The sequence below is a fragment of the Rahnella sikkimica genome, assembly GCF_002951615.1.
Taxonomy (GTDB): Bacteria; Pseudomonadota; Gammaproteobacteria; order Enterobacterales; family Enterobacteriaceae; genus Rahnella; species Rahnella sikkimica.
Genome location: NZ_CP019062.1, coordinates 4,431,005 through 4,457,497, shown reverse-complemented (window position 1 = coordinate 4,457,497; position 26,493 = coordinate 4,431,005). Strand labels below are relative to the sequence as shown.

The following is a 26,493-nucleotide window of genomic DNA, read 5'->3' as shown; positions in this document are numbered from 1 at the left end:
AAAGCAAAACGGACGCTCAGGGGCGTCCGTTTTTTATGGGTGAAAATCAGGATTTACGCCTGATTCTGACGCCACCATTCAGCCAGCAAGATACCGGTCGCAACGGAAACGTTCAGGCTTTCTACTTTGCCTGTACCGCCGATAGACACGCTCAGGTCACCCTGCTGCCATGCGCTGTCGGACAGACCGTCGCTTTCTTCGCCCAGCACCAGCACCATTTTGGCGGGCAACTCAGCTTTACCAAGCGCCGTCCCTTTATGGCTGGACGTGGTCACGATGGTGTAACCCGCTTCTCGGAAAGTCGCCAGCACATCAAGGAAGTTATCCGCACTGATGGCTTTAACGTGTTCCGCGCCGCCTTCAGCGGTACGTACTGCGGCACCAGATTCCAGCTGAGCCGGATCCTGAACCATCATCCCGTTGATACCAAAATGCGCACATGAACGCATGATACCGCCGAGGTTGTGCGGGTTACCGACGTTTTCCAGCGCCAGCACGCAGTCTTTCGCCGGAGCCGATTGCAGATAAGTTTCTGCATCCAGACCCTGACGTTTTTTAATCAGGAAACACACGCCGCCGTGGTGTTCCGTGCCGGAAGCTTTCACCAGCTCTTCGTCTTCAACCACGTGGTACGCTTTGCGGTTTGCCGCCATCCAGCGCAGGGCTTCGCGGAAACGCGGAGTGACCGATTGCACAAACCATGCGCGAACAATCGCGTCAGGACGGCTGGCAAACAGCGCCTGACAGGCATTCTCACCGTAAACGCGGGTCTCTTCCTGACGCTGACGACGCAGCTGTTCAGGGTCGATGAAACTTTTACCGCTGATACCACCGTGATCCGGTACGGATTCATCTGCCGGTGCACGGGAAACAGTTTTCCACGGTGAAGAGTACGGACCGTCGTCATCGCGTGCCGGACGACGTGGACGATCGTCACCACGACGAGGTGCCGGGCTGCGTGAATCGCCACGGGAATCGCTGCTGCGACGCTCATTGCGGCGGGCATCGTCAGGACGGGAACTCTGGCGAGGTTTATCGCCCGGACGTCCTTTATTGTTGGAAGGACGTTTATCGTTGTTGCGGTTATCGCCGTCGTCGTCACTACGGACGTACATCACTTTGACTTTGCCGTTTTTGCCACTGAATGAATCGTTCATTTTTCTCTCCACCTACGCGCAGGGCGCGAAGATTACCTGATGTCTGTGAGCTACGCCACAGGCTTTCGACCAAAAGCTAAAAACTATCGTATTCATTGAATAAACCGCGTTGTTTAGGTGACGCAGCGCCCCCATACTTACAACATACAAGTAACATATCAGCCGTTTTGTTTACCGCTTTATGCGTAAAGCCGGGGTTCTGGTTGATACCCTTCTCACGTTATGCAATGTAGAGGCTATTTTATGAATACGATTTGTTCATCATGTCAGGCCACCAACCGCCTGCCTGAGGATCGTATCGACGACGGCGCAAAATGCGGCCGCTGCGGTCATGCACTTTTTGAAGGCGATGTGGTTCACGCTACCGCCGCCACGCTGGACAAATATCTGCAGGACGACTTGCCGGTTGTCATCGATTTCTGGGCACCGTGGTGTGGCCCGTGCGTGAACTTCGCGCCTATTTTTGAAGATGTTGCGCAGGAACGTGCCGGTAAAATCCGTTTCATTAAGGTTAATACCGAAGCAGAACCCGAACTGAGCGCGCGGTTCCGTATTCGCAGTATTCCGACCATTATGGTGTTTAATGAAGGCAAAATGGTCGATATGTTGAGCGGCGCAATGCCTAAAGCGCCCTTCAACAACTGGCTTAATGAATCATTGTAACGCATAAGGCGTTATAAAGCCCTGCCGATGGCCCGCCTCTGTGCGGGCCTTTTTGTATGTACAGCAGATGCCGCTTGCCAGCGAACGACGGGGGATTAAAATAGCCGCTTTTCGAACACCGGAATGCTTATGTCAGACAACGCCGTCCTTCGCCTGCGTGAGCAGCGTTTAGCCCGCTCGACCCGTCCTTTTCTGGCCAGGGGATCCCGCGCCATTCGTTGCCAGTCATGCCTGCTACCTCAACGTCACTGCATCTGCGCCACGCGTGAAATCCATCAGGCGAATAGCCGTTTCTGTCTGGTGATGTTTGACACCGAGCCGATGAAGCCGAGCAATACCGGCCGCCTGATCGCAGACGTTTTGCCGGATACGCAGGCATTTCTGTGGTCACGCACAGAAACGGATCCGGCATTGCTGGACGCCATTTCTGACCCGTCACGCCAGCCGTACGTGGTTTTTCCGGCGTCTTTCGCGACACCGCCGCGTCAGGTCTTTACCGAAGTGCCTGCGGGCAGTAAACCTCCGCTGTTTATCATGCTGGACGGCACCTGGAACGAAGCGCGTAAGATGTTCCGCAAAAGTCCGTATCTCGATAATCTGCCGGTATTCTCTCTGGATGTCAGCGCCAGCTCCGGTTATATCCTGCGTGAAGCCTCGCGTCCGGAACTGCATTGCACGGTAGAAGTAGCCGCCGCATTGCTCGAAAAAGCCGGTGACACGCAAGCGTCTGCGGGTTTAACGCGGCACTTTACGCATTTCCGCACGCAATATCTGGCAGGAAAACCCCATCATCCGGTGCATCAGCTCACAGCAAAGAACGAAGAAAGCCTCTAGAATCATGGGAACATGATGAATCGGAGAGATGATGAGCCAGCGCGGATTAGAAGCACTATTACGACCTGAGTCGATTGCGGTCGTTGGGGCAAGCAATAAACCGGGGCGCGCCGGATATCTGATGATGCGCAATCTGCTCGACAGCGGATTCAACGGCCCTGTTTTGCCGGTCACGCCGGCTTACCGCGCAGTCTGTGGCGTTCTGGCCTGGCGAGATGTTGCCAGTTTGCCGATGTCACCCGATCTGGCCATTCTCTGCACGCACGCTGACCGTAATATGGCGTTGCTGGAACAGCTCGGCGAGCGGGGTTGCAGAACCGTCATCGTGCTTTCTTCTCAAACTAAGCAGTTTGCTGAACTGAAAGCCTGTGCTCAGCGTTTTTCAATGCGGCTGTTGGGGCCGAACAGTCTCGGCATTCTCGCTCCCTGGCAAAAGCTTAATGCCAGTTTTTCTCCGGTGCCGATCCTGCCGGGCAAACTTGCGTTTATCTCACAATCAGCCGCCGTGGCGAATACCATTCTCGACTGGGCGCAGCAACGCGCCGTCGGATTTTCCTATTTCGTATCACTCGGCGACAGTCTGGATATCGACGTCGATGACCTGCTCGATTTCCTTGCCCGCGATACCAAAACCAGCGCGATTCTGCTTTATCTCGAACACATCAGCGATGCCCGGCGATTTCTTTCGGCTTCGCGCAGCGCATCACGCAACAAACCTATTCTGGTCATTAAAAGCGGCCGCAGCGGACAGGCTCAGCAGTTACTGAACAGCCCGCTCAGCCTGGATGCCGCTTATGACGCCGCCATCCAGCGTGCGGGTTTGCTGCGCGTGCAAGATACGCATGAGCTGTTTTCTGCCGTCGAAACGCTGAGCCATATGCGTCCATTGCGCGGTGAGCGCTTACTCATTATCAGCAACGGCGCTGCTCCGGCGGCAATGGCGTTAGACCAATTGCTGCTGCGTAACGGCAAACTGGCAAAACTGGGGGATGAAACCTGCAAATCGCTGAGTGATATTTTGCCGCATACGATTACCGCCTCTAATCCTCTGGATTTGCATGACGACGCCACGCCGCAGTTGTATCAGTCAGTGATGACAGCACTGCTCGACAGCACGGATTACGACGCCATATTGGTGATACACGCCCCGAGTGCCGCAGCGCATGGCACGGTCACCGGCAGCCAGCTGATAGAAGCTGTGCGTAAACATCCGCGAGGAAAGTACATTACGCTGCTGACAAACTGGTGCGGCGAATTCTCCTCGCAGGAAGCCCGCAAGCTGTTCAGCAGCGCCGGGATCCCGACTTACCGGACTCCGGAAGGCGCAGTGACGGCGTTTATGCATATGGTGGAATATCGCCGTAATCAGAAACAGCTGAAAGAAACCCCGGCACTGCCGGCAGATCTTGAACAGAATACCGATCAGGCTCACCGGCTGATCGCACAAACACTGGCGGAAGGCACCACGCAGCTTGATACCCATGAAGTCCGCGCGATTTTGCAGGCGTATGGAATGAATGTGCTGCCGACGTGGATCGCCAGTGACAGCGCTGAAGCCGTGAATATTGCCAGCCAAATTGGTTATCCCGTCGCCCTGAAATTACGTTCGCCGGACATTCCGCATAACTCTGAAGTTCAGGGCGTTATGTTGTATCTGCGTACGCCAAGTGAAGTAGAACAGGCGGCCAATGCCATTTTCGACCGCGCCAGACAGGCATTTCCGCACGCGAGGATCCTTGGCCTGCTGGTGCAGACGATGGCTAACCGCCCCGGTTCTCAGGAACTTCGGGTAGTCGTGGAGCAGGATCCGGTTTTCGGCCCGCTGATTATGCTGGCTGAAGGCGGAACTGACTGGCGTCCTGAAAGGCAGGCAGCCATTGCGCTTCCGCCTCTCAACATGACGCTGGCGCGCTATCAGGTCGTGCAGGCGCTTAAGAGCGGTAAAATCCGCGGTCGCAATGCGCTGCATCCCCTCGATATTCCCGCCCTGAGCCAGCTTCTGGTGAATGTGTCTAACCTGATTATTGATTGCCCCGAAATCGAACGGCTGGATATTCATCCGCTGCTGGTTTCCGGCAGTGAGCTAAGTCTGCTGGATGTGTCGATGGAGCTTTCCACGCGCGACAAGGATGCGCCTTCACGTCTGGCGATCCGGCCTTATCCTCGCGAACTGGAAGAGCGCGTTATACTGAAGAATGGCCTGCCTGCGCTTTTCCGTCCGATTCTTCCGGAAGATGAGCCGCTGCTGAAAGCCTTCATTCTGAAGGTCACTAAAGAAGACCTGTACTACCGCTATTTCAGTGAAATTAACGAGTTTACTCATGAAGATTTAGCGAACATGACGCAGATTGATTACGACCGTGAGATGGCATTTGTCGCCGTTCGTACAGAAAATGAAGAAAGCGAAATTATTGGGGTCACGAGAACCGTTTCAGACCCCGATAATATCGATGCAGAATTTTCCGTACTGGTGCGTTCTGACCTGAAAGGTCTGGGGCTCGGGCGGCGTCTGCTGGATAAGATGATTGATTACGCCGCAGAGCACGGTCTGCAACGGCTGACAGGTATCACGATGCCCAACAATCGCGGCATGATTACGCTGGCAAAAAAACTGGGATTCGACGTCGATATTCAGTTTCAGGACGGCATCGTTAATCTGTCTCTGGAATTGGAAAAGCACGGAAATTCACAGCAGAAAACCGTGAGCCTGAGCGATGAACAGGCAAAAGATGCGCACATGCGGCAGGACTAATGGTATTATCGACCGATTGTGCGGCCGCAAATGTTTGTCTGTACCGCTAAAGTCATTACCTTAAGAGAGAAGAAGCGCACTGTGATGTTGTCAAAATTTAAACGTAATAAACATCAACAACACCTTGCTCAACTGCCAAAACTCCCCCAAACGGTTGATGCTGTAAAAACGCTCTACTGCCCTGCTGATTTCCGTAAGGCGCTGCTAGAAGCCATTGCAAGCGCCACTCAGCGGATTTATCTGGTCGCCCTCTATTTAGAGAACGATGATGGCGGACGTGACGTTCTTTCGGCGCTGTATGCCGCGAAGCAGCAACGACCTGAACTGGAGATCTGCGTGCTGGTTGACTGGCACCGCGCTCAGCGTGGCCGTATCGGCGCTGCAGCCGCAAATACCAATGCTGACTGGTATTGTCGTATGGCCAAGGAGCACCCGGGGCTTTCTGTTCCGGTCTATGGCGTCCCCGTGAACACGCGCGAAGCATTGGGTGTTCTGCATCTTAAAGGCTTTGTTATTGACGATCAGGTTATCTACAGCGGGGCGAGCCTCAATGATGTTTATCTGCATCGTCACGAAAAATATCGTTATGACCGTTATCAGATGCTGACCAACGAAGCGCTGGCAAACACGATGATCGACTTTATGAAGAAATCGATCCTCACTGCCGCAGCGGTTCAGCGTCTCGATCGTGAAGATCGTCCGAAAAGTATTGAGATTAAGAATGAAACGCGTCAGTTTCGTCAGACTTTACGTACCAGTGGTTATCATTTCAAAGACAGCGCCGGTAATGATGAACTGGCAGTGACGCCAATTGTCGGCCTGGGCAAGCAGAATGAACTGAATCGTACGATTCACCATTTGATGGCCAGTACCGATCATAAACTGACGCTGTGTACCCCTTATTTCAATATGCCTGCGATGTTAGCGCGCAATATTATTCATCTGCTGCGTCGTGGTAAACAGGTTGAAATTATTGTGGGTGACAAAACCGCTAACGATTTTTATATCCCGCAAGATCAGCCCTTTAAAATTATCGGTGCGTTGCCCTATTTATATGAAATCAATCTGCGTCGTTTCCTGAGTCGTTTACAACGCTTTGTCGACAGCGGGCAGTTAATTGTGCGCCTGTGGAAAGATGGGGATAATAGTTACCACCTGAAAGGCATGTGGGTCGATGATCGCTGGCAGCTGATCACCGGTAATAACCTGAATCCACGCGCCTGGCGTTTGGATCTGGAGAATGCCATTCTGATCCACGATCCGCATAAAGAGATGGCGGTTGAGCGTCAAAAAGAGCTGGAAGAGATCCGCCAGCATACGCAAATTGTCTCTCATTATATGGAACTGGAAAGTATTCCGAATTATCCGGTTAAAGTACGTAAGCTTATTCGCCGTCTGCGGCGGATTCGAATCGACAGATTAATCAGCCGAATTCTGTAATTGGCTATACTGAAAGCCTGATCATCCTGATCGGGCTTTTTTATATCTGGAATTCCATTTTATGACGCCACTATTTCCCTCTGCAGCAAGACTTTCCGTCATCAGCTTCATATTTCTGTGCAGCGGCTGTACCCACTTCGCGAATGATCAATGGACCGGTAAGGACAAAGCCGAACATTTTATTGGCTCTGCAGTATTAGCAGCGGCAGGCACGGCTTACGCAGACCACCAGGGCTGGAATGAAGCGCGCAGCCGCTCATTCGGCTTATTATTTTCAGTAGGTCTTGGGGCGACAAAAGAGCTTTATGATAGCCGCGCCGGAGGAAGTGGGTGGAGCTGGAAGGATTTTAGCTGGGATATTGCAGGAGCAGCCGTTGGATACAGTGCTTATCATCTGACACATTATTAGTCCGCTCCTAAATTCCCTGAATACTAAGCGATTAAGACACCGAGCAATAAAAAGCGAACTACCGCAGGCAAGGAAATTAGACGATCTGATTATATAACCGGAGAGTAAGAGGGTAATGAGCAATATGAAGGAAGAAATGCAGGAGGGGAACGTAGATAAAATAACCTCAACGCTACCCAAATTCCCCATAGCAAAAAGCCCTGTACGTCAGTACAGGGCTTTCCACTTATTTGATGCCTGGCAGTTCCCTACTCTCGCATGGGGAGACCCCACACTACCATCGGCGCTACGGCGTTTCACTTCTGAGTTCGGCATGGGGTCAGGTGGGACCACCGCGCTAATGCCGCCAGGCAAATTCTGTTTCATTCATACCGCTCACCCCATATCAGGCTTGCACTACGAACCAATCTCGGAACAATCAGCTGAAAAATCTACGTCTTTCACAGAGTCAATACAAAACACCTTTGGTGTTGTAAGGTTAAGCCTCTCGGGTCATTAGTACTGGTTAGCTCAATGCATCGCTGCACTTACACACCCAGCCTATCAACGTCTTAGTCTTAAACGTCCCTTCAGGTGGCTTAAAGCCACAGGGAAGACTCATCTCGAGGCAAGTTTCGCGCTTAGATGCTTTCAGCGCTTATCTTTTCCGCATTTAGCTACCGGGCAATGCCATTGGCATGACAACCCGAACACCAGTGATGCGTCCACTCCGGTCCTCTCGTACTAGGAGCAGCCCCTCTCAATCTTCCAACGCCCACGGCAGATAGGGACCGAACTGTCTCACGACGTTCTAAACCCAGCTCGCGTACCACTTTAAACGGCGAACAGCCGTACCCTTGGGACCTACTTCAGCCCCAGGATGTGATGAGCCGACATCGAGGTGCCAAACACCGCCGTCGATATGAACTCTTGGGCGGTATCAGCCTGTTATCCCCGGAGTACCTTTTATCCGTTGAGCGATGGCCCTTCCATTCAGAACCACCGGATCACTATGACCTACTTTCGTACCTGCTCGAGCCGTCACTCTCGCAGTCAAGCTAGCTTATGCCATTGCACTAACCTCACGATGTCCGACCGTGATTAGCTAACCTTCGTGCTCCTCCGTTACTCTTTAGGAGGAGACCGCCCCAGTCAAACTACCCACCAGACACTGTCCTCACCCCGGATTACGGGGCCGAGTTAGAACATCAAACATTAAAGGGTGGTATTTCAAGGTTGGCTCCACAAGAACTGGCGTCCTCGCTTCAAAGCCTCCCACCTATCCTACACATCAAGGCTCAATGTTCAGTGTCAAGCTATAGTAAAGGTTCACGGGGTCTTTCCGTCTTGCCGCGGGTACACTGCATCTTCACAGCGAGTTCAATTTCACTGAGTCTCGGGTGGAGACAGCCTGGCCATCATTACGCCATTCGTGCAGGTCGGAACTTACCCGACAAGGAATTTCGCTACCTTAGGACCGTTATAGTTACGGCCGCCGTTTACCGGGGCTTCGATCAAGAGCTTCGCATTGCTGCTAACCCCATCAATTAACCTTCCGGCACCGGGCAGGCGTCACACCGTATACGTCCACTTTCGTGTTTGCACAGTGCTGTGTTTTTATTAAACAGTTGCAGCCAGCTGGTATCTTCGACTGGATTCAGCTCCGGGAGCAAGTCCCTTCACCTACGCGCCAGCGTGCCTTCTCCCGAAGTTACGGCACCATTTTGCCTAGTTCCTTCACCCGAGTTCTCTCAAGCGCCTGAGTATTCTCTACCTGACCACCTGTGTCGGTTTGGGGTACGATTTCGTGTTACCTGGAGCTTAGAGGCTTTTCCTGGAAGCATGGCATCAACTACTTCACCACCGTAGTGGCTCGTTATCACGCCTCAGGGTTATACAGAAAAGCGGATTTACCAACTCTTCCCCCCTACACGCTTGAACCGGGACAACCGTCGCCCGGCTAGCCTAGCCTTCTCCGTCCCCCCTTCGCAGTAACACCAAGTGCTGGAATATTAACCAGCTTCCCATCGACTACGCTTTTCAGCCTCGCCTTAGGGGTCGACTCACCCTGCCCCGATTAACGTTGGACAGGAACCCTTGGTCTTCCGGCGTGCGGGTTTTTCACCCGCATTATCGTTACTTATGTCAGCATTCGCACTTCTGATACCTCCAGCAGCCCTCACAGACCACCTTCGACGGCTTACAGAACGCTCCCCTACCCAACAACGCATAAGCGTCGCTGCCGCAGCTTCGGTGCATGGTTTAGCCCCGTTACATCTTCCGCGCAGGCCGACTCGACCAGTGAGCTATTACGCTTTCTTTAAATGATGGCTGCTTCTAAGCCAACATCCTGGCTGTCTATGCCTTCCCACATCGTTTCCCACTTAACCATGACTTTGGGACCTTAGCTGGCGGTCTGGGTTGTTTCCCTCTTCACGACGGACGTTAGCACCCGCCGTGTGTCTCCCGTGATAACATTCTTCGGTATTCGTAGTTTGCATCGAGTTGGTAAGCCGGGATGGCCCCCTAGTCGAAACAGTGCTCTACCCCCGAAGATGAGTTCACGAGGCGCTACCTAAATAGCTTTCGGGGAGAACCAGCTATCTCCCGGTTTGATTGGCCTTTCACCCCCAGCCACAAGTCATCCGCTAATTTTTCAACATTAGTCGGTTCGGTCCTCCAGTTAGTGTTACCCAACCTTCAACCTGCCCATGGCTAGATCACCGGGTTTCGGGTCTATACCTTGCAACTTGACGCCCAGTTAAGACTCGGTTTCCCTACGGCTCCCCTATACGGTTAACCTTGCTACAAAATATAAGTCGCTGACCCATTATACAAAAGGTACGCAGTCACCCAACAAAGTAGGCTCCCACTGCTTGTACGTACACGGTTTCAGGTTCTATTTCACTCCCCTCGCCGGGGTTCTTTTCGCCTTTCCCTCACGGTACTGGTTCACTATCGGTCAGTCAGGAGTATTTAGCCTTGGAGGATGGTCCCCCCATATTCAGACAGGATGTCACGTGTCCCGCCCTACTCATCGAACTCACAACGTATGCATTTTTGTGTACGGGACTATCACCCTATACTGTGCGACTTTCCAGACGCTTCCACTAACACATACCCTGATTCAGGTTCTGGGCTCTTCCCCGTTCGCTCGCCGCTACTGGGGGAATCTCGGTTGATTTCTTTTCCTCGGGGTACTTAGATGTTTCAGTTCCCCCGGTTCGCCTCATTACACTATGTATTCATGTAATGATAATGTGTCGAAACACACTGGGTTTCCCCATTCGGGTATCGTCGGTTATTACGGTTCATATCACCTTACCGACGCTTTTCGCAGATTAGCACGCCCTTCATCGCCTCTGACTGCCTAGGCATCCACCGTGTACGCTTAGTCGCTTAACCTCACAACCCGAAGGTGTCTTAAAAGACATCATCGCGCTGCGATTATTTGAGAGACTCTGTTACAGACAAAATCACCACTCAGTACTTCTACGGAGAGTGATGTTCAGCTGTAAACTTTCAATTTTTCAGCTTGTTCCAGATTGTTAAAGAGCAATATCTTAAACACGACTCGTTAGAGTCATCTTTAAGATTTTTTATCGTTCATAAAGAACTGTTGATAATGTCTTTCACACATTATCGGAGTGGCGTCCCCAAGGGGATTCGAACCCCTGTTACAGCCGTGAAAGGGCAGTGTCCTAGGCCTCTAGACGATGGGGACACGAAAAATCCGTACCAGACCGTAGAACGGTATGGCACTTTTCGCATCAGCGTAAGGTCTCCCTTACCGCATCAACAGGTGCTCTTGCTCATTAATTTCATCAGACAATCTGTGTGGACACTGCACAATGCGTATCTTGAGGTAAGGAGGTGATCCAACCGCAGGTTCCCCTACGGTTACCTTGTTACGACTTCACCCCAGTCATGAATCACAAAGTGGTAAGCGCCCTCCCGAAGGTTAAGCTACCTACTTCTTTTGCAACCCACTCCCATGGTGTGACGGGCGGTGTGTACAAGGCCCGGGAACGTATTCACCGTAGCATTCTGATCTACGATTACTAGCGATTCCGACTTCATGGAGTCGAGTTGCAGACTCCAATCCGGACTACGACATACTTTATGAGGTCCGCTTGCTCTCGCGAGTTCGCTTCTCTTTGTATATGCCATTGTAGCACGTGTGTAGCCCTACTCGTAAGGGCCATGATGACTTGACGTCATCCCCACCTTCCTCCGGTTTATCACCGGCAGTCTCCTTTGAGTTCCCGACATTACTCGCTGGCAACAAAGGATAAGGGTTGCGCTCGTTGCGGGACTTAACCCAACATTTCACAACACGAGCTGACGACAGCCATGCAGCACCTGTCTCAGAGTTCCCGAAGGCACTAAGCTATCTCTAGCGAATTCTCTGGATGTCAAGAGTAGGTAAGGTTCTTCGCGTTGCATCGAATTAAACCACATGCTCCACCGCTTGTGCGGGCCCCCGTCAATTCATTTGAGTTTTAACCTTGCGGCCGTACTCCCCAGGCGGTCGACTTAACGCGTTAGCTCCGGAAGCCACGCCTCAAGGGCACAACCTCCAAGTCGACATCGTTTACAGCGTGGACTACCAGGGTATCTAATCCTGTTTGCTCCCCACGCTTTCGCACCTGAGCGTCAGTCTTTGTCCAGGGGGCCGCCTTCGCCACCGGTATTCCTCCAGATCTCTACGCATTTCACCGCTACACCTGGAATTCTACCCCCCTCTACAAGACTCTAGCTTGCCAGTTTCAAATGCAGTTCCCAAGTTAAGCTCGGGGATTTCACATCTGACTTAACAAACCGCCTGCGTGCGCTTTACGCCCAGTAATTCCGATTAACGCTTGCACCCTCCGTATTACCGCGGCTGCTGGCACGGAGTTAGCCGGTGCTTCTTCTGCGAGTAACGTCAATGCAGCGTGCTATTAACACACTGCCCTTCCTCCTCGCTGAAAGTGCTTTACAACCCTAAGGCCTTCTTCACACACGCGGCATGGCTGCATCAGGCTTGCGCCCATTGTGCAATATTCCCCACTGCTGCCTCCCGTAGGAGTCTGGACCGTGTCTCAGTTCCAGTGTGGCTGGTCATCCTCTCAGACCAGCTAGGGATCGTCGCCTAGGTGAGCCATTACCTCACCTACTAGCTAATCCCATCTGGGCACATCCGATGGCGTGAGGCCCGAAGGTCCCCCACTTTGGTCTTGCGACATCATGCGGTATTAGCTACCGTTTCCAGTAGTTATCCCCCTCCATCAGGCAGTTTCCCAGACATTACTCACCCGTCCGCCGCTCGTCACCCAAAGAGCAAGCTCTCCTGTGCTACCGCTCGACTTGCATGTGTTAGGCCTGCCGCCAGCGTTCAATCTGAGCCATGATCAAACTCTTCAATTAAAAGTTCGATTTGCTTAAACAAGTTAAGCGGTGCTCAAAGTTTACTTTCGTAATAATTCACTAAATGAATTACTGCTTGGTCACTCTAAGACTTGATATTTTTTTGCCACCGAAGTGGCTGATATCGTCTTGTGAGTGCCCACACAGATTGTCTGATAAATTGTTAAAGAGCAGTGAGTTACGCGCTTTCGCTTGCTAACTCGAGGTGGCGTATAATACGCTTTCCTCATTCAGTGTCAACCGTTTATTTCATCTGGTTGCCGCTGTTTTTAATCTTTCCGACCCGGTTACTCCGTGATGTTGTTCACGTTGTTCCCTGTCGATGGAGCGGCATTATAGGGAGTTCTCAGCAGGCCGCAAGGGTTTATTGCAAATACTTTTTCAACCGTTCACAAATTCAACGAACGCGTTATTTTTACTCAAAAAGCGCAGAAAAAACGGGCTCCAAATCGCTTTGGAGCCCGTAATTGGCTTTCTACCTACTCATTACTGCCTTGCGACAATGTGATCATTTTCCACATCAACAGTAATTGGCTTGCCTGGAATCAACTTACCCGACAAGATTTGCTGCGCCAGCGGGTTTTCAATTTGCTGCTGGATGGCGCGTTTCAACGGGCGTGCACCATAAACAGGGTCAAACCCGGTATTGCCCAGCAATTCAAGCGCCGCATCGGTCAGCGTTGCTGAGTAGCCATGTTCTTCCAGACGTTTATACAAACGCTCTAGCTGAATCTTCGCGATATTCTTGATATGCGCATGACCCAGCGGATGGAACACGACGACTTCATCTATACGGTTGATGAATTCCGGACGGAAGCTGTGTGTCACCACTTCCATGACGGATTCTTTCATCTGCGCATAGCTGGCTTCGCCAAAATGTTGCTGAATAATGTCGGAGCCCAGGTTAGAAGTCATGATCACCACCGTATTACGGAAGTCGACCGTTCTCCCCTGCCCATCGGTTAAGCGACCATCGTCCAACACCTGCAATAAGATGTTGAAGACATCCGGATGCGCTTTTTCCACTTCATCTAATAGGATGACGGAATAAGGACGGCGACGAACAGCTTCCGTCAGGTAGCCACCTTCTTCATAACCGACATAACCCGGAGGCGCACCGACCAGTCGTGAAACCGAGTGCTTCTCCATAAACTCTGACATATCGATACGAACCATCGCGTCATCACTGTTAAACAGGAATGTCGCCAGCGCCTTACACAGTTCCGTTTTACCGACACCGGTCGGCCCGAGGAACAGGAATGACCCGATCGGACGGTTTGGATCTGACAACCCGGCGCGGCTACGACGGATAGCATTCGATACCGCTTCCACCGCTTCGTTCTGACCGATTACCCGGTTATGCAGCTCTTCTTCCATACGCAGCAGTTTTTCACGTTCACTTTCCAGCATGCGTGCAACCGGAATACCGGTCCAGCGCGCCAGTACGTCGGCGATTTCCACATCAGTTACGCGGTTGCGCAGCAGTTTCATGGTTTTACCTTCCGCCTGAGTCGCTGCAGCCAGTTGTTTTTCCAGTTCCGGGATTTTCCCGTACTGTAATTCTGACATCCGGCCCAGATCACCGACACGACGAGCCTGCTCAAGCGTAATCTTGGCCTGCTCCAGCTCGGCTTTGATATTTTGCGTACCGGTCAGTGACGCTTTTTCTGCTTTCCATTCTTCTTCGAGCTCAGAATATTCACGTTCTTTCTGGTTCAGTTCAGCTTCCAGCACTTCAAGACGTTTAACACTGGCATCGTCAGACTCTTTCTTCAGTGCCTGCTGTTCAAGTTTGAGCTGGATGATGCGGCGGTCGAGACGATCCAGAGACTCAGGCTTAGAGTCCATCTGCATACGAATGCTGGATGCCGCTTCATCTATAAGGTCGATTGCTTTGTCCGGCAACTGACGATCCGAGATGTAGCGGTGTGACAAAGTTGCCGCCGCGACGATCGCCGGATCGGTAATTTGCACATGGTGATGCAGCTCGTAACGTTCTTTCAGCCCACGCAAAATCGCGATGGTGTCTTCAACAGAAGGCTCGGCCACAAACACTTTCTGGAAACGACGCTCTAACGCCGCATCCTTTTCAATGAACTGGCGATACTCATTTAACGTCGTCGCACCCACGCAGTGAAGTTCACCACGCGCCAGCGCCGGTTTCAGCATGTTACCGGCATCCATCGCGCCATCAGCTTTACCTGCACCGACCATTGTGTGCAATTCGTCGATGAACAGAATGACGTTCCCTTCCTGTTTTGCCAGATCGCTCAACAGGCCTTTCAGACGCTCTTCAAATTCACCGCGATATTTCGCCCCGGCAACTAACGCGCCCATATCAAGGGACAACACGCGTTTGTTTTTCAGCCCTTCAGGGACTTCACCATTAATGATGCGCTGTGCCAGGCCTTCCGCAATGGCGGTTTTACCGACACCAGGCTCACCAATCAGCACCGGGTTATTCTTGGTACGGCGTTGCAAAACCTGAATAGTCCGGCGAATTTCTTCATCACGACCGATGACCGGGTCCAGTTTGCCCTGCTCGGCACGCTCGGTCAGATCGATTGTGAATTTCTTCAATGCCTGACGTTGATCTTCGGCATTCTGGTCATCCACTTTCTCACCTCCACGCATTTGATCGATAGCCGCAGTAATCTTCTCGGCCGTTGCGCCGCAGGCTTTCAACATATCAGTCAAAGAGCCACGGTCTTTCATAACAGCCAGAACGAAGAGTTCTGAGGATATAAAGGTATCAGCGCGTTGCTGCGCCAATTTGTCACAAAGATTTAAAACACGTACCAGTTCATGGGATGGTTGAACATCACCACCGGTACCTTCAACTTGCGGCAGACGCCCCAAAGCCTGATCAACATCCGTGTGCAGTTTCTGGGTATCAACCCCGGCTGCTGTTAATAAAGGACGCACGGTTCCGCCTTCCTGAGTGAGCAAAGCACTCATGAGATGGACGGGTTCGATAAATTGATTGTCGCGCCCGAGCGCGAGAGACTGAGCATCCGCGAGGGCAAGCTGGAATTTACTGGTAAGACGATCCAGACGCATAACACCTCCAATACTGAACAAAATTGCTACTGGAGATTAGATGAGGCCAACCCTCACGTTTTCAAGGTTATCTTGGCAGTATATTCGGAAGACTACAGTTATGCGCGATGGATCGTCTTGATTTGATAGGTTATCTCAGCCAAATTAAACTTGCCAGCCGCCCGGTAATTCCGTCACGCCGGTAAGAGTAAAATTGGATACTGTCAGACACAGTGCAATATTCGCCACCATAAATCGCCGTGACGCCCGCTGCCTGCAGCCGTAGCCGGGCAAGCAGGTAAATATCCGCCATGAATTTCTCACCCGCAGGCACAAATGCGGCCGATGATGCGGGATCAAAAGCCATAAAAGCTTCGCGAACTTCGCCCCCGACCTCAAACTGTGACGACCCGATAGCTGGCCCGAGCCATGCCATTATCTTGTCAGGAGATGATGCAAAGCGGGATACCGTATTTTCCAGTACACCTGCACACAATCCGCGCCAGCCCGCATGCGCTGCGGCCACTTCATCACCAGCCTGGTTGCAGAAAAGAACCGGCAGGCAGTCAGCTGTCATTGCGGCGCACACCACGCCCGGTTCACAGGCATAAGCCGCATCAGCAATTAAAGCAGGAAGAGAAGGTGTTTGACGCGTCAGTTGAACAACATCGGTGCCATGGACCTGCTCCAGCCAATGTGGCGCAGACGGTAATCCACCGAGTTCAACCAGACGCTGACGATTCGCCGCGACATGTTCAGGTCTATCTCCGACATGTCCGCCGAGATTGAGCGATCCGTAAGGAGGCAAACTTATGCCTCCCTGACGGGTTGTTGCACATGACCGCACCGATGCCGGTTGCGGCCATTGAGGCTGGATAAGCGTACTCATTACCAGTTCATTTGATCCTTGAACTCTTCGGTGTCCGCTTTCAGCGCATTGATCAGATCGACCATATCCTGAGGAAGCGGCGCATGCCATTCCATCTGGATGCCGGTGACCGGATGATAAAGACGCAGCATAGTCGCGTGAAGAGCCTGACGATCGAATCCGCGCAGCATATTAATGAACGGCTCGGAGGCACCTTTTGGCAGGCGCGGACGACCACCATAAAGCTGATCGCCAAACAAAGGATGGTTGATGTGAGCCATATGCACACGGATCTGGTGCGTACGACCAGATTCCAGGCGCAGACGCAAACGCGTATGGGCACGGAAGTGCTCCATGATGCGATAGTGCGTAGTGGCCGGTTTACCCGTAGGATGAACTGCCATATGCGTACGCTTGGTGGAATGGCGCGCAATCGGCTCGTTCACTGTGCCGCCTGCCGTCATTGTACCAATCGCGACGGCTTCATATTCGCGGGTAATTTCGCGAGCCTGAAGTGCAGTCACCAGATGCGTTTGTGCCGGAACCGACTTCGCGACCACCATCAAACCGGTGGTATCTTTATCGAGGCGGTGAACGATACCACAACGCGGAACATCGATAATGGCAGGGTAATAATGAAGCAATGCATTCAGCACGGTTCCATCTGGATTCCCTGCGCCCGGATGAACAACCAAATCGCGGGGTTTATTGATGACTAAAATATCAGTATCTTCATACACGATATCTAAAGCGATATCTTGTGGCAGCCAACGCGCTTCTTCTTCAATTTGCGCATCGATTGCGATAGCCTCGCCACCCAACACTTTTTCTTTTGGTTTGGTTACTTTTTTGCCATTGACCGTGACCCTGTCTTCAAGGATCCAATCTTTTATGCGAGATCTTGAATAATCAGGGAACAATTCGGCCAAAGCCTGATCTAACCGTTGACCGAGTTGAGATTCGGCCACCGTTGCGGTGAGTTGTACTTGTTGTGCCATATGCAGCTTCTTGGTTAACGTTGGGTTTTCACGGCGATGCCGTTTAAAATAATGTGCTATTGTAGCTGGTCTTTGTCGGGAGCTTAACGGACAGTCTCCCAGAATAACACCTGAGGATAATCAAAACGTCATGACGCGTGTGAAATATCTGGTGGCAGCAGCCACGTTGAGCCTGGCGCTGGTCGGTTGCTCCAGTTCCAAAGAAACGGTTCCCGATAATCCGCCTAACGTCCTTTATGCGACTGCCCAGCAAAAGCTGCAGGACGGTAACTTTAAAGGCGCGATTGCGCAATTAGAAGCGCTGGATAACCGCTATCCGTTTGGGCCTTACTCGCAGCAAGTTCAGTTAGATCTGATTTATGCCTATTACAAGTCTGCTGACTTGCCAATGGCTCAGGCTTCTATTGATCGCTTTATGCGCCTGAACCCAACCCATCCCAATATCGACTACGTCATGTACATGCGTGGTTTAACGGATATGGCGTTGGATGACAGTGCACTGCAAGGATTTTTCGGTGTTGATCGTTCAGACCGCGATCCACAGCATGCACGTGCCGCATTCCGTGATTTCAGCCAGCTGATCCACTCGTATCCAAACAGCCAGTACGCCACTGATGCGACGAAACGTTTGGTATTCCTGAAAGATCGCTTAGCGAAATACGAGCTGTCAGTGGTGCAATACTACACTAAACGTGGCGCTTACGTCGCTGTCGTTAACCGTGTAGAGCAAATGCTGAAAGATTATCCGGATACGAAAGCAACGCACGACGCACTGCCGTTGATGGAAAATGCCTACCGCGAACTGCAGCTGAACAATCAGGCTGATAAAGTCGCAAAAATTATTGCGGCGAACAGCGCAGCGTAATTTTATACGTCCATACACAAACGGTAGCTCAGGCTGCCGTTTTTTTTGGCGCGTTTTTTGGGAAGTGAAAACAGGAAGGGTAAAAACGAGCAGCAAAATGCAGAGGAAAACCTAAACAATAACGTACTGATCCCATCAATCATGCCTGCTCCGGCAGCAAGTCTCAAGACCTTTCCCGCCATAAATTACCCTGGGTCACATAATCTTCATAGTTGACAAAAAGTGACAAAAAACCGTGGATTTGAGCACGCATTTCACAAAAAAGGCTGGTATGTTGGATTCATCGGAGACGGAAAAAGAGAGGTAAGTCATATGACAGTTAACATTACCAGTAAACAAATGGACATCACCCCCGCGATTCGTGAACACATCGAAGGACGTCTGAAAAAACTGGATAAATGGCAAACTCAGCTCATTAACCCGCACGTAATCCTGTCGAAAGGACCCCAGGGATTTGTCGCCGATGCGACCATCAGTACACCGAACGGCACACTGGTTGCCAGTGCGACGCATGATGATATGTATGCTGCGATTAACGATATGACCACCAAGCTTGAGCGTCAGCTCAACAAAGCGCAGCATAAGGGTGAAGCCCGCCGTGCAGAATCCGGCGTCAAAGAACTCAATCTGGAACCGGTGCAGGAAGAAGAGGAATAACCGGGTTATCCGAAAGGCAGTTCACAACGCGCTCCAAGGGGCGCGTTTTTTGTGCCTGAAAGAAATCCTTATTGACACAGGGAAAACCCTGCGGTTACTTTAAGACTCTGCTGACCACGATGGAAACAATGCTGATATGAATACCCGTCTGTTTTTCTTCGCATTCTTTTTTACCTTCCCCTGATAGGGAGGCGTTTCGTCGCGAAAGAATGAATGCGAAGACGAACAACAAAGCCTCCTGAAAAGGGGGCTTTTTTTATACCTGCATTTCACACAATTTTGCTGAAAGAAAGAACATCAAAAAGGGTAATAACATGACCGAGAATTCATTACTGGCACTGCGCGAGCGCATCAGTGCATTAGATCTGAAACTGCTGGCCCTGCTGGCAGAACGACGTTCGATGGCGATTGAAGTCGCGCAATCCAAGATGCACTCTCACCGCCCCATTCGCGATAAAGAACGCGAGACAGAACTGATTAATGCCCTGATTCAGGCAGGAAAAAAGCAGGGACTGGACGGACATTATATCACCCGCGTTTATCAGCTGATTATCGAAGACTCCGTTCTGACACAGCAGGCGCTTCTTCAGCAGCATTTAAACAAAACCAGTTCCGACTCCGCGCGTATCGCGTTTCTTGGCCCGAAAGGCTCCTATTCTCACCTCGCCGCCCGTCAGTTTGCTGCCCGTCATTTCGACCAGTTCATCGAATGCGGCTGCCAGAAATTTCAGGATATCTTCTCGCAGGTGGAAACCGGTCAGGCGGATTACGCCGTATTGCCGATCGAAAACACCAGTTCCGGCTCAATCAATGATGTTTACGATTTGCTGCAGCATACCAGCCTGTCGATTGTCGGCGAGCTGACCAATCCTATTAATCACTGCGTTCTGGTGGCGACCGATACCGATCTCTCGCAGATTCAGACAGTGTACAGCCATCCGCAGCCGTTCCAGCAGTGCAGCCAGTTCATCAACCGTTTCCCGCACTGGAAAATTGAATATTGCGAAAGCACCGCCGCTGCCATGGAAAAAGTGGCCGCCGCGAATTCCCCGCACGTGGCCGCGCTCGGCAGCGAAGCCGGTGGCGCACTGTATAAACTGCAAGTGCTTGAACACAATCTGGCGAACCAGCAAGAAAATATAACCCGCTTCATTATTCTGGCGCGCAAAGCGATTGAAGTGACCGATCAGGTTCCTGCCAAAACCACGCTGATCATGGCGACCGGTCAGCAGGCCGGTGCGCTGGTGAATGCGCTGCTGGTACTGCGCGATCAGGGCATTATTATGACGAAACTGGAATCTCGCCCGATAAACGGCAATCCGTGGGAAGAGATGTTTTATATCGATGTGCAGGCCAACCTGCGTTCGGAAGAGATGAAAAAAGCGCTGAAGGATCTGGCTCCGATCACACGTTCCCTTAAAGTGCTCGGCTGTTATCCAAGCGAAAACGTCGTATCTGTCGATCTCTAACTGGTTATTTCAGCCAAAATAAAAGGGCGCTGCATGATGATTGCAACGCCCTTATTTTTACTGAATGAACCGTTACTTACGGTTGTCGTTCGCCTGTCGCAATAACGCACCGCTTTCCTTCAGAAAACGCGGCGCATAATCGCCAAACCATTGCTCAACCTTTCTGAATTTGCTGATGAACGCGTCTTTATCACCGCTTTCCAGCAGCGCCAGCGCATCACCAAAACGCTGATAGTAACGCTTGATCAGCGCCAGATTGCTTTCTGATGACATAATAATGTCCGCATAAAGCTGAGGATCCTGCGCAAACAGGCGTCCGACCATCGCAAGTTCGAGGCGGTAAATCGGCGAAGACAGCGCCAGCAACTGCTCAATCTGAACATTCTCTTCCGACAGATGTAAGCCATACGCGAAGGTCGCGAAGTGGCGCAGCGCCTGAATAAAGGCCATGTTCTGGTCGTGTTCAACGGCACTAATTTTATGCAACCGCGCGCCCCACACCTGCAACTGCTCCAGTAACCACTGGTACGCCTGCGGTTCGCGGCCATCGCAATACACCACAACCTGTTTTGCCAGGCTGCTGACATCCGGACCAAACATCGGATGCAGGCCAAGCACCGGGCCTTCGTGTACTGCCAACATCGCCTGAAGCGGACGGTTTTTCACCGATGCCAGATCCACCAGAATGCAGTCATCAGGCAGTTTTGGCAGACGGGCAATCACCTCTTCAGTCAGATGAATCGGCACGCTGACAATCACCATTCCGGCATCCGCCAGTAACGTTTCCGCCTGTGGCCAGTCTTCCTGCTCCAGAACTTTGACCTGATAACCGGACAACTCCAGCAGACGGGTGAACAAACGTCCCATCTGCCCGTTTCCGCCGATAATGACTACCGGACGCAGCGCCGGATGCAACGTTTTGAAGCCTTTATCGTTCTCGCTTGAGTAGGACTCACGCATTACGCGGCGCAATACATCTTCAATCAGATCCGGCGGAACCCCGAGGTTCTGCGCTTCCTGACGTCGGGACGCCAGCATTGCGGCTTCCCGTTCAGGTACATAAATCGGCAAACCATAACGGCTTTTGACTTCCCCGACTTCTGCTACCAGCGCCAGACGCCGTGATAAGAGATCTAACAACGCTTTATCGACGTCGTCGATCTGATCGCGCAACGCGTTAAGTTCTGCCACCATAAAAACTTACTCTCCTGCGATTCGTGCCGCCAGTGCGTCACCCAGTTCCTGATGCATGGTGCGTAACAGGTTTTCCGTGGTTTTCCAGTCGATACAGGCATCGGTTACCGACACACCGTATTTCATTGCTGAACGCGGCTGCTCAGAAGACTGGCTACCTTCGTTCAGATGACTTTCCAGCATCAGGCCCGTAATAGAGCGGTTCCCGGCCTTAATCTGATCAATCACGGACTGAGCCACAACGGGCTGGCGACGATAGTCTTTGTTTGAGTTACCGTGACTGCAATCTATCATCAAGGAAGGATGGAGTCCCGCATCGCTCATCTGTTTTTCACACGCCTGAACATCCTGCTCGCTGTAGTTTGGCGTTTTGCCGCCGCGCAAAATCACATGACCGTCCGGATTCCCCTGGGTCTGCAACAGGCAAACTTGCCCGGCCTGATTGATGCCGACAAAACGGTGTGCCATTTCCGCCGCACGCATAGCATTGATTGCCGTGCCCAGACTGCCGTCGGTACCGTTTTTGAAACCTACCGGCATGGACAAACCTGATGCCATTTCGCGGTGAGTCTGTGATTCTGTGGTACGCGCACCGATTGCCGACCAGCTGAACAGATCGCCTAAGTATTGCGGGCTGTTTGGATCCAGCGCTTCAGTCGCCAGCGGTAATCCCATGCCAACCAGCTGCAACAGCAAATCACGCGCAATGTGCAAACCGGCTTCAACATCAAACGTGCCGTCCATGTGCGGGTCATTAATCAAACCTTTCCAGCCCACCGTCGTGCGTGGTTTTTCGAAGTAAACACGCATCACGATGTACAGACGATCGCTCAGTTCTGCTGCCAGCGTTTTCAGGTGACGCGCGTAATCGAGCGCGGCATCAACGTCATGAATGGAACAAGGACCACACACCACCAGCAAACGAGGATCACGACCATGCACAATATCAGCGATGGTTTTACGAGCTTCGGAAATGCTGTTTTCGTCGCTGACGCTTAAAGGAAAGCGATTTTTCAGTTCTTCAGGTGTGATCAAAATTTGTTCAGCAGTGATATGAACATTATTCAGGGCGTCTTTTTGCATGATGGTGTTCCGCTTATCAGGAAAATGGGCTGCCAGTGAGGCATCTGCGGACAACATTAACACAGCGCGTAAAGTTATCAAGCCTTAGTTGTAAAGTTAAAATTACCATTATGAGCTATTAAACTAAAATACGGAAAGTTATGTTTACATAATCTCTTTCTTAGTCGAGAAGGTTGTACGGTGTAAATTACACACAGTATGAAAGGATAAGGGAGAGTCAGATTTGGGAGTCAGAACGATAAGGAGAACTTTGAGAGATTTCCCTCAGCATCCGGGCGGATTGCCGAGGGTGAAGAATTACAGATTACGATCCAGCGTAATAAAGACCTGCCCTAACGCCGTGACTTCTTCCACGCCGCATTCGAAATGGCTGTCCTGCCGCGTCACTTTGATGCGATTGCCAGGGATACGCGCTACGTCGTAGACATCTACATCACCATCAATATTCAAAAGCCAGCGCCCGTTGCCGGGAGTTGTGCTGCCTAAATCGATGATCCAGGAGTGATTGCCTTTAACGATGTAAGCCGGTTCAGCGAGGGAACCGTCCAGTAAAGAAGGATCGGCCACCCAGACACCTTCCTCTTCCAGCGCACCACCTCGCAATCTCAACTTTTTAAGCTGAAGCACGCTTGCAGAAGCGGAGGTTCCTGCAGACGGCGCATCCTGCATATTCCCTTTACCTGTTGCGAGCCAGCGCAGTGAAACGCCGGTATCCAGCGCACACGCAACGACCACATCGCCAGGAAAATAATCTCTTCTTACCCAGGTACTTATCGTTCCAGAGGATAACCCGTACAGATCACCGAGTTCTTTCTGCATGCTAAAGCCGTAAGCCTGAAGCATACGCGTCAGAACGGCTTTCCCACCTTCGAGTTCATCTAATTGCATCTGGCGAAAACCTCTGGGCCTGTAAATATCATCTTGACAACTTGCAAATGCAAGTTTAGATTGATTATGTAATGTACCAATAGGCAGCCATGATACCAAATTTACGGCGCAGTGGAGAATCCGCAATGTATTCCTGAAGCATCAGGCGGCAATCTGAGGAGGATCTCCTGCCCCGTAATGGGGTCATTGAGGAGGGATGATGTTTTTAGGCACAGAGCAGCAGCGGCTGACGGGTTTGCGTCAGATCGCACATTTAAAGGAAACCTATTTTTCCAACAGTAAAAATAAGCTGGAAACAATTTTTGATCAGGCAACAGACAAATGGAAAACCACATTATGTTTCCATGCGGGACTTAAACGCCGTCATACATTATTAGCGTATTCAGAATTAAAACCCGAGGAGCAATTAAAAATTGCTCAAGCCCTATTATCCCTGCGCCATTTTTCCGCGCGATATACAGGAGAATTTTGCTGATGGCAGACTGGATGGATGAATCCCAGGAATATCAGTTAACTGTTCTGCAGGAACAAATCGCCCGCGCAACCCGTACGACACGCGCGCCGTCCGCCTATTTCTGTGAAGATTGTGAGAGTGCCATTCCGGAACAACGCAGAAAAGTTATTCCGGGCGTTCAGCGTTGTATTGATTGTCAGGAAATTAGTGAGCTCAGGAAAAAGAATTACCGCCCCGTATAAATATCGTTTCATTTTCAGTTTTAAATAAATTCATTCTGGAAATATTCCTTTTCCGGGAAGGCGTGTTGCTGTCATTTTTCTGCAAAACCGTTTAAGGGAAATAGCTTATGAAAACTAATCTGCCGGAGAGAACGACCTCCCCTGCGTTCTCTCCCCTAACCGGAAAAAATGAAGCCGGTCAGTGGTGGTGGAATGTACCGCGTCCGGCGATGAGCTGCCCGCGGGAAAAGCCGCTGAGCCGTGATTTTTGCCAGCGCCAGCAGGCGGCACTTTCTCAGATTGCCGCCCTTCCGCGCTGCCTGCGCGCGCCCCTGCATCAGCGGTATCAGTTTTTACTGGAGACAAAGGTGTGCGTCCGGCATTTCATTTCCTGATGACCGTTTTCAGGCAGCGATTATGGCCGCGTATTCAGCGGGTCAGCGCGCGGCACAGGCTTTACCGCCAGTATTCGGAAAAGCTGCTGGCAGAAGAGGAAACCTTCAACTGCCTGCCCGATCTTAATGATGACGCGCTGAAACGGCTGGCAAACACCCTGGCCATTCATATGCAGGATGCCTACGAACACCATTGCGAACGCTGGCTGGAACAGATGCCGGAACCGGACGTTTTACTGCAAGACAGCACGCAGCGCGAGATTTTCGGGCATCTGGCGGCGATGGCGCGTTCCGTTCGCGTTCAGCCTTTGCACTGGAATGCCTGGCAAAAAGGCCGGATGACCGCAGAGGCAGCAGTTGCCAGCATTTCCCGGCTCGTCAGCGGCGAATGGTGGGAAAGACAACTTCGCTCGCAGCAACGTCTGTGGCGCGAAGCGCTGATGATCGCCTGCGGTCATGTCAACCGTTCCACCTCGCCATATGCCAGCAAAAATGCCATCCGTGACGTGGTTTCCCGCCGTCTTTCCACGCTCAATTACCTCAAACAGTGCGAGCTTGAAAACGTCGAATCCGGTGACAGGCTGAGTCTTCTGGATACCGTATTAGCGAGCATTTCTAACCCTAAGCTTCGGCGCATGGAATTAATGACGCTGATTGCCGGCGTGGAAGATGTCGCCGATCAGCAGCAGGATCGGGGATTGTTTATCACGCTGACGACGCCGTCAAAATACCATCCGATGAAAACTTACGGGCCGCATTCAGCCCCGGTATTCAACTCTAAATGGAACCCGCACGCCTTTACGCCGAAAAATGCACAGAAATATCTGGTTGCCGTCTGGGCAAAAATCCGCACCACGTTTAAAGATAAAGGCCTGAAAGTGTATGGCGTCCGCGTGGTTGAGCCCCATCACGACGGTACGCCGCACTGGCATATGATGTTGTTTACGCCGCCTGAACAGCAGCAAAAAGTGATCGACGTGATGCGCCGTTACGCGCTTGAAGAAGATCCCGACGAACCCGGCGCAGCGGGATCCCGCTTCGACTGCAAGCCGCTCAATCGCGGCGGTGCAGCCGGGTACATTGCCAAATATGTCGCTAAAAATATCGATGGCTATGCACTGGAAGGCGAAACCGATCATGATTCAGGCCGGTTGCTGACCGATGTTGCCATCGCCGTCACCGCCTGGGCGTCGACCTGGCGGATCCCGCAGTTTCACGCCATCGGCATCCCTTCTGTCGGTGCGTGGCGCGAATGCCGTCGCATCCGAAATCAGAGCCTCGCCAGCCGGTTTGACCAACGCGTTGAAGAAGTTCGCAGCTCGGCGGATCAGGGAAGTTTTTCCCGTTACATTCAGGCGCAGGGTGGCATCCCTATCCGGCGCAAAGACCAGACCGTGCGCGTTGCCCGTAAAATCAGCGAGCAGCTCAACGCTTACGATGAACCACGGCAGAAAGTTATCGGCATTTATGCGCCCCATATCGGTGAGTCGGAAATATTTCTCACACATACCGAGCAATGGCGCATTGTTCGTCAACGTCCATCTTGCGCAGAAACTCCGGTCTTCCGCTCACCTTGGAGTTCTGTCAATAACTGTGGATCGGAATCCTTGTCGTGATCGCTGAAATCCATACAAAAACCACGCCAATAAAAATTTCCGCATTAATTCAATGAATTATATTTTTTAAAATGCTCTGAGTGTTGACGTATTAGATCAATTG

General features: G+C 51.7%; 20 protein-coding genes, 1 tRNA gene, 3 rRNA genes and 1 other annotated feature. Of the genes, 13 read left to right on the top strand and 11 right to left on the bottom strand.

Going from position 1 to position 26,493, the window contains the following annotated elements:
- Window positions 1–53: 53 nt before the first annotated feature.
- A complete protein-coding gene (locus BV494_RS20635; RefSeq protein ID WP_104924511.1) occupies window positions 54–1,157 on the bottom strand; it encodes a tRNA/rRNA methyltransferase in 1,104 nt (367 codons plus the stop codon).
- 243 nt (window positions 1,158–1,400) lie between these two features.
- Here BV494_RS20635 and trxC point away from each other — a divergent pair, with 243 nt between their 5' ends.
- The 5 genes from trxC (at window position 1,401) to BV494_RS20610 (ending at window position 7,255) form a co-directional block, all read left to right on the top strand.
- Window positions 1,401–1,820, top strand: a complete 420-nt coding sequence (gene trxC / locus BV494_RS20630) for a thioredoxin TrxC (protein ID WP_104924510.1) — start codon at window positions 1,401–1,403, stop codon at window positions 1,818–1,820.
- 129 nt (window positions 1,821–1,949) lie between these two features.
- On the top strand, window positions 1,950–2,654 hold the full coding sequence (locus BV494_RS20625) for a tRNA-uridine aminocarboxypropyltransferase (protein WP_104924509.1): 705 nt from the start codon (window positions 1,950–1,952) through the stop codon (window positions 2,652–2,654).
- 31 nt (window positions 2,655–2,685) lie between these two features.
- Complete coding sequence (locus BV494_RS20620) at window positions 2,686–5,406, top strand: bifunctional acetate--CoA ligase family protein/GNAT family N-acetyltransferase (protein ID WP_104924508.1); 2,721 nt, start codon at window positions 2,686–2,688, stop codon at window positions 5,404–5,406.
- Window positions 5,407–5,490: 84 nt separating this feature from the next.
- A complete protein-coding gene (gene pssA, locus BV494_RS20615) occupies window positions 5,491–6,846 on the top strand; it encodes a CDP-diacylglycerol--serine O-phosphatidyltransferase (protein ID WP_192938043.1) in 1,356 nt (451 codons plus the stop codon).
- A 61-nt stretch (window positions 6,847–6,907) separates the two neighbouring features.
- Window positions 6,908–7,255: a YfiM family lipoprotein gene (locus BV494_RS20610; protein ID WP_104924506.1), complete on the top strand. Its 348-nt coding sequence runs from the start codon at window positions 6,908–6,910 to the stop codon at window positions 7,253–7,255.
- A gap of 235 nt (window positions 7,256–7,490) precedes the next feature.
- On the opposite strand, the gene rrf is transcribed toward BV494_RS20610, so the two are convergent.
- From rrf to rluD, 7 genes are all read right to left on the bottom strand, one after another.
- A 5S ribosomal RNA gene (gene rrf / locus BV494_RS20605) occupies window positions 7,491–7,606 on the bottom strand.
- A 123-nt stretch (window positions 7,607–7,729) separates the two neighbouring features.
- A 23S ribosomal RNA gene (locus tag BV494_RS20600) occupies window positions 7,730–10,639 on the bottom strand.
- A gap of 243 nt (window positions 10,640–10,882) precedes the next feature.
- Window positions 10,883–10,958 (bottom strand) — tRNA-Glu (locus BV494_RS20595).
- A gap of 142 nt (window positions 10,959–11,100) precedes the next feature.
- A 16S ribosomal RNA gene (locus BV494_RS20590) occupies window positions 11,101–12,643 on the bottom strand.
- The 16S, 23S and 5S rRNA genes sit together here with 1 tRNA gene alongside, the layout of an rRNA operon.
- A 486-nt stretch (window positions 12,644–13,129) precedes the next feature.
- Window positions 13,130–15,703: an ATP-dependent chaperone ClpB gene (gene clpB / locus BV494_RS20585; protein ID WP_104924505.1), complete on the bottom strand. Its 2,574-nt coding sequence runs from the start codon at window positions 15,701–15,703 to the stop codon at window positions 13,130–13,132.
- 130 nt (window positions 15,704–15,833) lie between these two features.
- Window positions 15,834–16,571: a purine nucleoside phosphorylase YfiH gene (gene yfiH, locus BV494_RS20580; RefSeq protein ID WP_104924504.1), complete on the bottom strand. Its 738-nt coding sequence runs from the start codon at window positions 16,569–16,571 to the stop codon at window positions 15,834–15,836.
- Window positions 16,571–17,548, bottom strand: coding sequence for a 23S rRNA pseudouridine(1911/1915/1917) synthase RluD (rluD, locus tag BV494_RS20575; RefSeq protein ID WP_104924503.1), 978 nt, complete (start codon window positions 17,546–17,548; stop codon window positions 16,571–16,573). The genes yfiH and rluD overlap by 1 nt, the downstream gene beginning before the upstream one ends.
- Before the next feature lie 130 nt (window positions 17,549–17,678).
- On the opposite strand from rluD, the gene bamD reads away from it, so the two are divergent.
- The 4 genes from bamD (at window position 17,679) to pheA (ending at window position 20,539) form a co-directional block, all read left to right on the top strand.
- Window positions 17,679–18,413: an outer membrane protein assembly factor BamD gene (gene bamD / locus BV494_RS20565; protein ID WP_104924502.1), complete on the top strand. Its 735-nt coding sequence runs from the start codon at window positions 17,679–17,681 to the stop codon at window positions 18,411–18,413.
- 312 nt (window positions 18,414–18,725) lie between these two features.
- The gene (raiA, locus tag BV494_RS20555; protein ID WP_104924500.1) at window positions 18,726–19,070 is read left to right on the top strand and encodes a ribosome-associated translation inhibitor RaiA; all 345 of its coding nucleotides are present in this window, start codon (window positions 18,726–18,728) and stop codon (window positions 19,068–19,070) included.
- Window positions 19,071–19,205: 135 nt separating this feature from the next.
- Window positions 19,206–19,330: a sequence feature (Phe leader region), on the top strand.
- On the top strand, window positions 19,207–19,254 hold the full coding sequence (locus tag BV494_RS26455; protein WP_369794779.1) for a hypothetical protein: 48 nt from the start codon (window positions 19,207–19,209) through the stop codon (window positions 19,252–19,254). It overlaps the preceding feature by 48 nt.
- 54 nt (window positions 19,331–19,384) lie before the next feature.
- The gene (gene pheA / locus BV494_RS20550; protein WP_104924499.1) at window positions 19,385–20,539 is read left to right on the top strand and encodes a bifunctional chorismate mutase/prephenate dehydratase; all 1,155 of its coding nucleotides are present in this window, start codon (window positions 19,385–19,387) and stop codon (window positions 20,537–20,539) included.
- A 72-nt stretch (window positions 20,540–20,611) separates the two neighbouring features.
- Here pheA and tyrA read toward each other — a convergent pair whose 3' ends face one another.
- From tyrA to BV494_RS20535, 3 genes are all read right to left on the bottom strand, one after another.
- Window positions 20,612–21,733 carry a bifunctional chorismate mutase/prephenate dehydrogenase gene (gene tyrA / locus BV494_RS20545; RefSeq protein WP_104924498.1) on the bottom strand — a complete coding sequence of 374 codons (1,122 nt, stop codon included), beginning with the start codon at window positions 21,731–21,733 and terminating at the stop codon, window positions 20,612–20,614.
- Between the two features lie 6 nt (window positions 21,734–21,739).
- Window positions 21,740–22,816 (bottom strand): 3-deoxy-7-phosphoheptulonate synthase, encoded by a 1,077-nt coding sequence (locus BV494_RS20540; protein WP_104924497.1) that lies wholly within the window; start codon window positions 22,814–22,816, stop codon window positions 21,740–21,742.
- A gap of 297 nt (window positions 22,817–23,113) precedes the next feature.
- Window positions 23,114–23,704: a phage repressor protein CI gene (locus BV494_RS20535; protein ID WP_104924496.1), complete on the bottom strand. Its 591-nt coding sequence runs from the start codon at window positions 23,702–23,704 to the stop codon at window positions 23,114–23,116.
- Between the two features lie 196 nt (window positions 23,705–23,900).
- Here BV494_RS20535 and BV494_RS20530 point away from each other — a divergent pair, with 196 nt between their 5' ends.
- The 4 genes from BV494_RS20530 (at window position 23,901) to BV494_RS20520 (ending at window position 26,390) form a co-directional block, all read left to right on the top strand.
- Entirely contained in the window at window positions 23,901–24,179 is a 279-nt protein-coding gene (locus BV494_RS20530) for a hypothetical protein (RefSeq protein WP_226789994.1), read from the top strand.
- Window positions 24,179–24,400 carry a TraR/DksA C4-type zinc finger protein gene (locus tag BV494_RS20525; protein WP_104924494.1) on the top strand — a complete coding sequence of 74 codons (222 nt, stop codon included), beginning with the start codon at window positions 24,179–24,181 and terminating at the stop codon, window positions 24,398–24,400. Before BV494_RS20530 ends, BV494_RS20525 begins: the two co-directional genes overlap by 1 nt.
- 107 nt (window positions 24,401–24,507) lie before the next feature.
- Entirely contained in the window at window positions 24,508–24,774 is a 267-nt protein-coding gene (locus tag BV494_RS26115; protein WP_226789993.1) for a hypothetical protein, read from the top strand.
- Entirely contained in the window at window positions 24,750–26,390 is a 1,641-nt protein-coding gene (locus tag BV494_RS20520; protein WP_226789992.1) for a replication endonuclease, read from the top strand. The genes BV494_RS26115 and BV494_RS20520 overlap by 25 nt, the downstream gene beginning before the upstream one ends.
- The last annotated feature ends 103 nt before the right edge of the window (window positions 26,391–26,493 follow it).

Excerpts from the sequence above, each read along its gene's own strand:
- BV494_RS20635 (WP_104924511.1), bottom strand. The coding sequence starts at position 1,157 with ATGAACGATTCATTCAGTGGCAAAAACGGCAAAGTCAAAGTGATGTAC.
- trxC (WP_104924510.1), top strand. The coding sequence starts at position 1,401 with ATGAATACGATTTGTTCATCATGTCAGGCCACCAACCGCCTGCCTGAG.
- BV494_RS20625 (WP_104924509.1), top strand. The coding sequence starts at position 1,950 with ATGTCAGACAACGCCGTCCTTCGCCTGCGTGAGCAGCGTTTAGCCCGC.
- BV494_RS20620 (WP_104924508.1), top strand. The coding sequence starts at position 2,686 with ATGAGCCAGCGCGGATTAGAAGCACTATTACGACCTGAGTCGATTGCG.
- pssA (WP_192938043.1), top strand. The coding sequence starts at position 5,491 with ATGTTGTCAAAATTTAAACGTAATAAACATCAACAACACCTTGCTCAA.
- BV494_RS20610 (WP_104924506.1), top strand. The coding sequence starts at position 6,908 with ATGACGCCACTATTTCCCTCTGCAGCAAGACTTTCCGTCATCAGCTTC.
- clpB (WP_104924505.1), bottom strand. The coding sequence starts at position 15,703 with ATGCGTCTGGATCGTCTTACCAGTAAATTCCAGCTTGCCCTCGCGGAT.
- yfiH (WP_104924504.1), bottom strand. The coding sequence starts at position 16,571 with ATGAGTACGCTTATCCAGCCTCAATGGCCGCAACCGGCATCGGTGCGG.
- rluD (WP_104924503.1), bottom strand. The coding sequence starts at position 17,548 with ATGGCACAACAAGTACAACTCACCGCAACGGTGGCCGAATCTCAACTC.
- bamD (WP_104924502.1), top strand. The coding sequence starts at position 17,679 with ATGACGCGTGTGAAATATCTGGTGGCAGCAGCCACGTTGAGCCTGGCG.
- raiA (WP_104924500.1), top strand. The coding sequence starts at position 18,726 with ATGACAGTTAACATTACCAGTAAACAAATGGACATCACCCCCGCGATT.
- pheA (WP_104924499.1), top strand. The coding sequence starts at position 19,385 with ATGACCGAGAATTCATTACTGGCACTGCGCGAGCGCATCAGTGCATTA.
- tyrA (WP_104924498.1), bottom strand. The coding sequence starts at position 21,733 with ATGGTGGCAGAACTTAACGCGTTGCGCGATCAGATCGACGACGTCGAT.
- BV494_RS20540 (WP_104924497.1), bottom strand. The coding sequence starts at position 22,816 with ATGCAAAAAGACGCCCTGAATAATGTTCATATCACTGCTGAACAAATT.
- BV494_RS20535 (WP_104924496.1), bottom strand. The coding sequence starts at position 23,704 with ATGCAATTAGATGAACTCGAAGGTGGGAAAGCCGTTCTGACGCGTATG.
- BV494_RS20530 (WP_226789994.1), top strand. The coding sequence starts at position 23,901 with ATGATGTTTTTAGGCACAGAGCAGCAGCGGCTGACGGGTTTGCGTCAG.
- BV494_RS20525 (WP_104924494.1), top strand. The coding sequence starts at position 24,179 with ATGGCAGACTGGATGGATGAATCCCAGGAATATCAGTTAACTGTTCTG.
- BV494_RS26115 (WP_226789993.1), top strand. The coding sequence starts at position 24,508 with ATGAAAACTAATCTGCCGGAGAGAACGACCTCCCCTGCGTTCTCTCCC.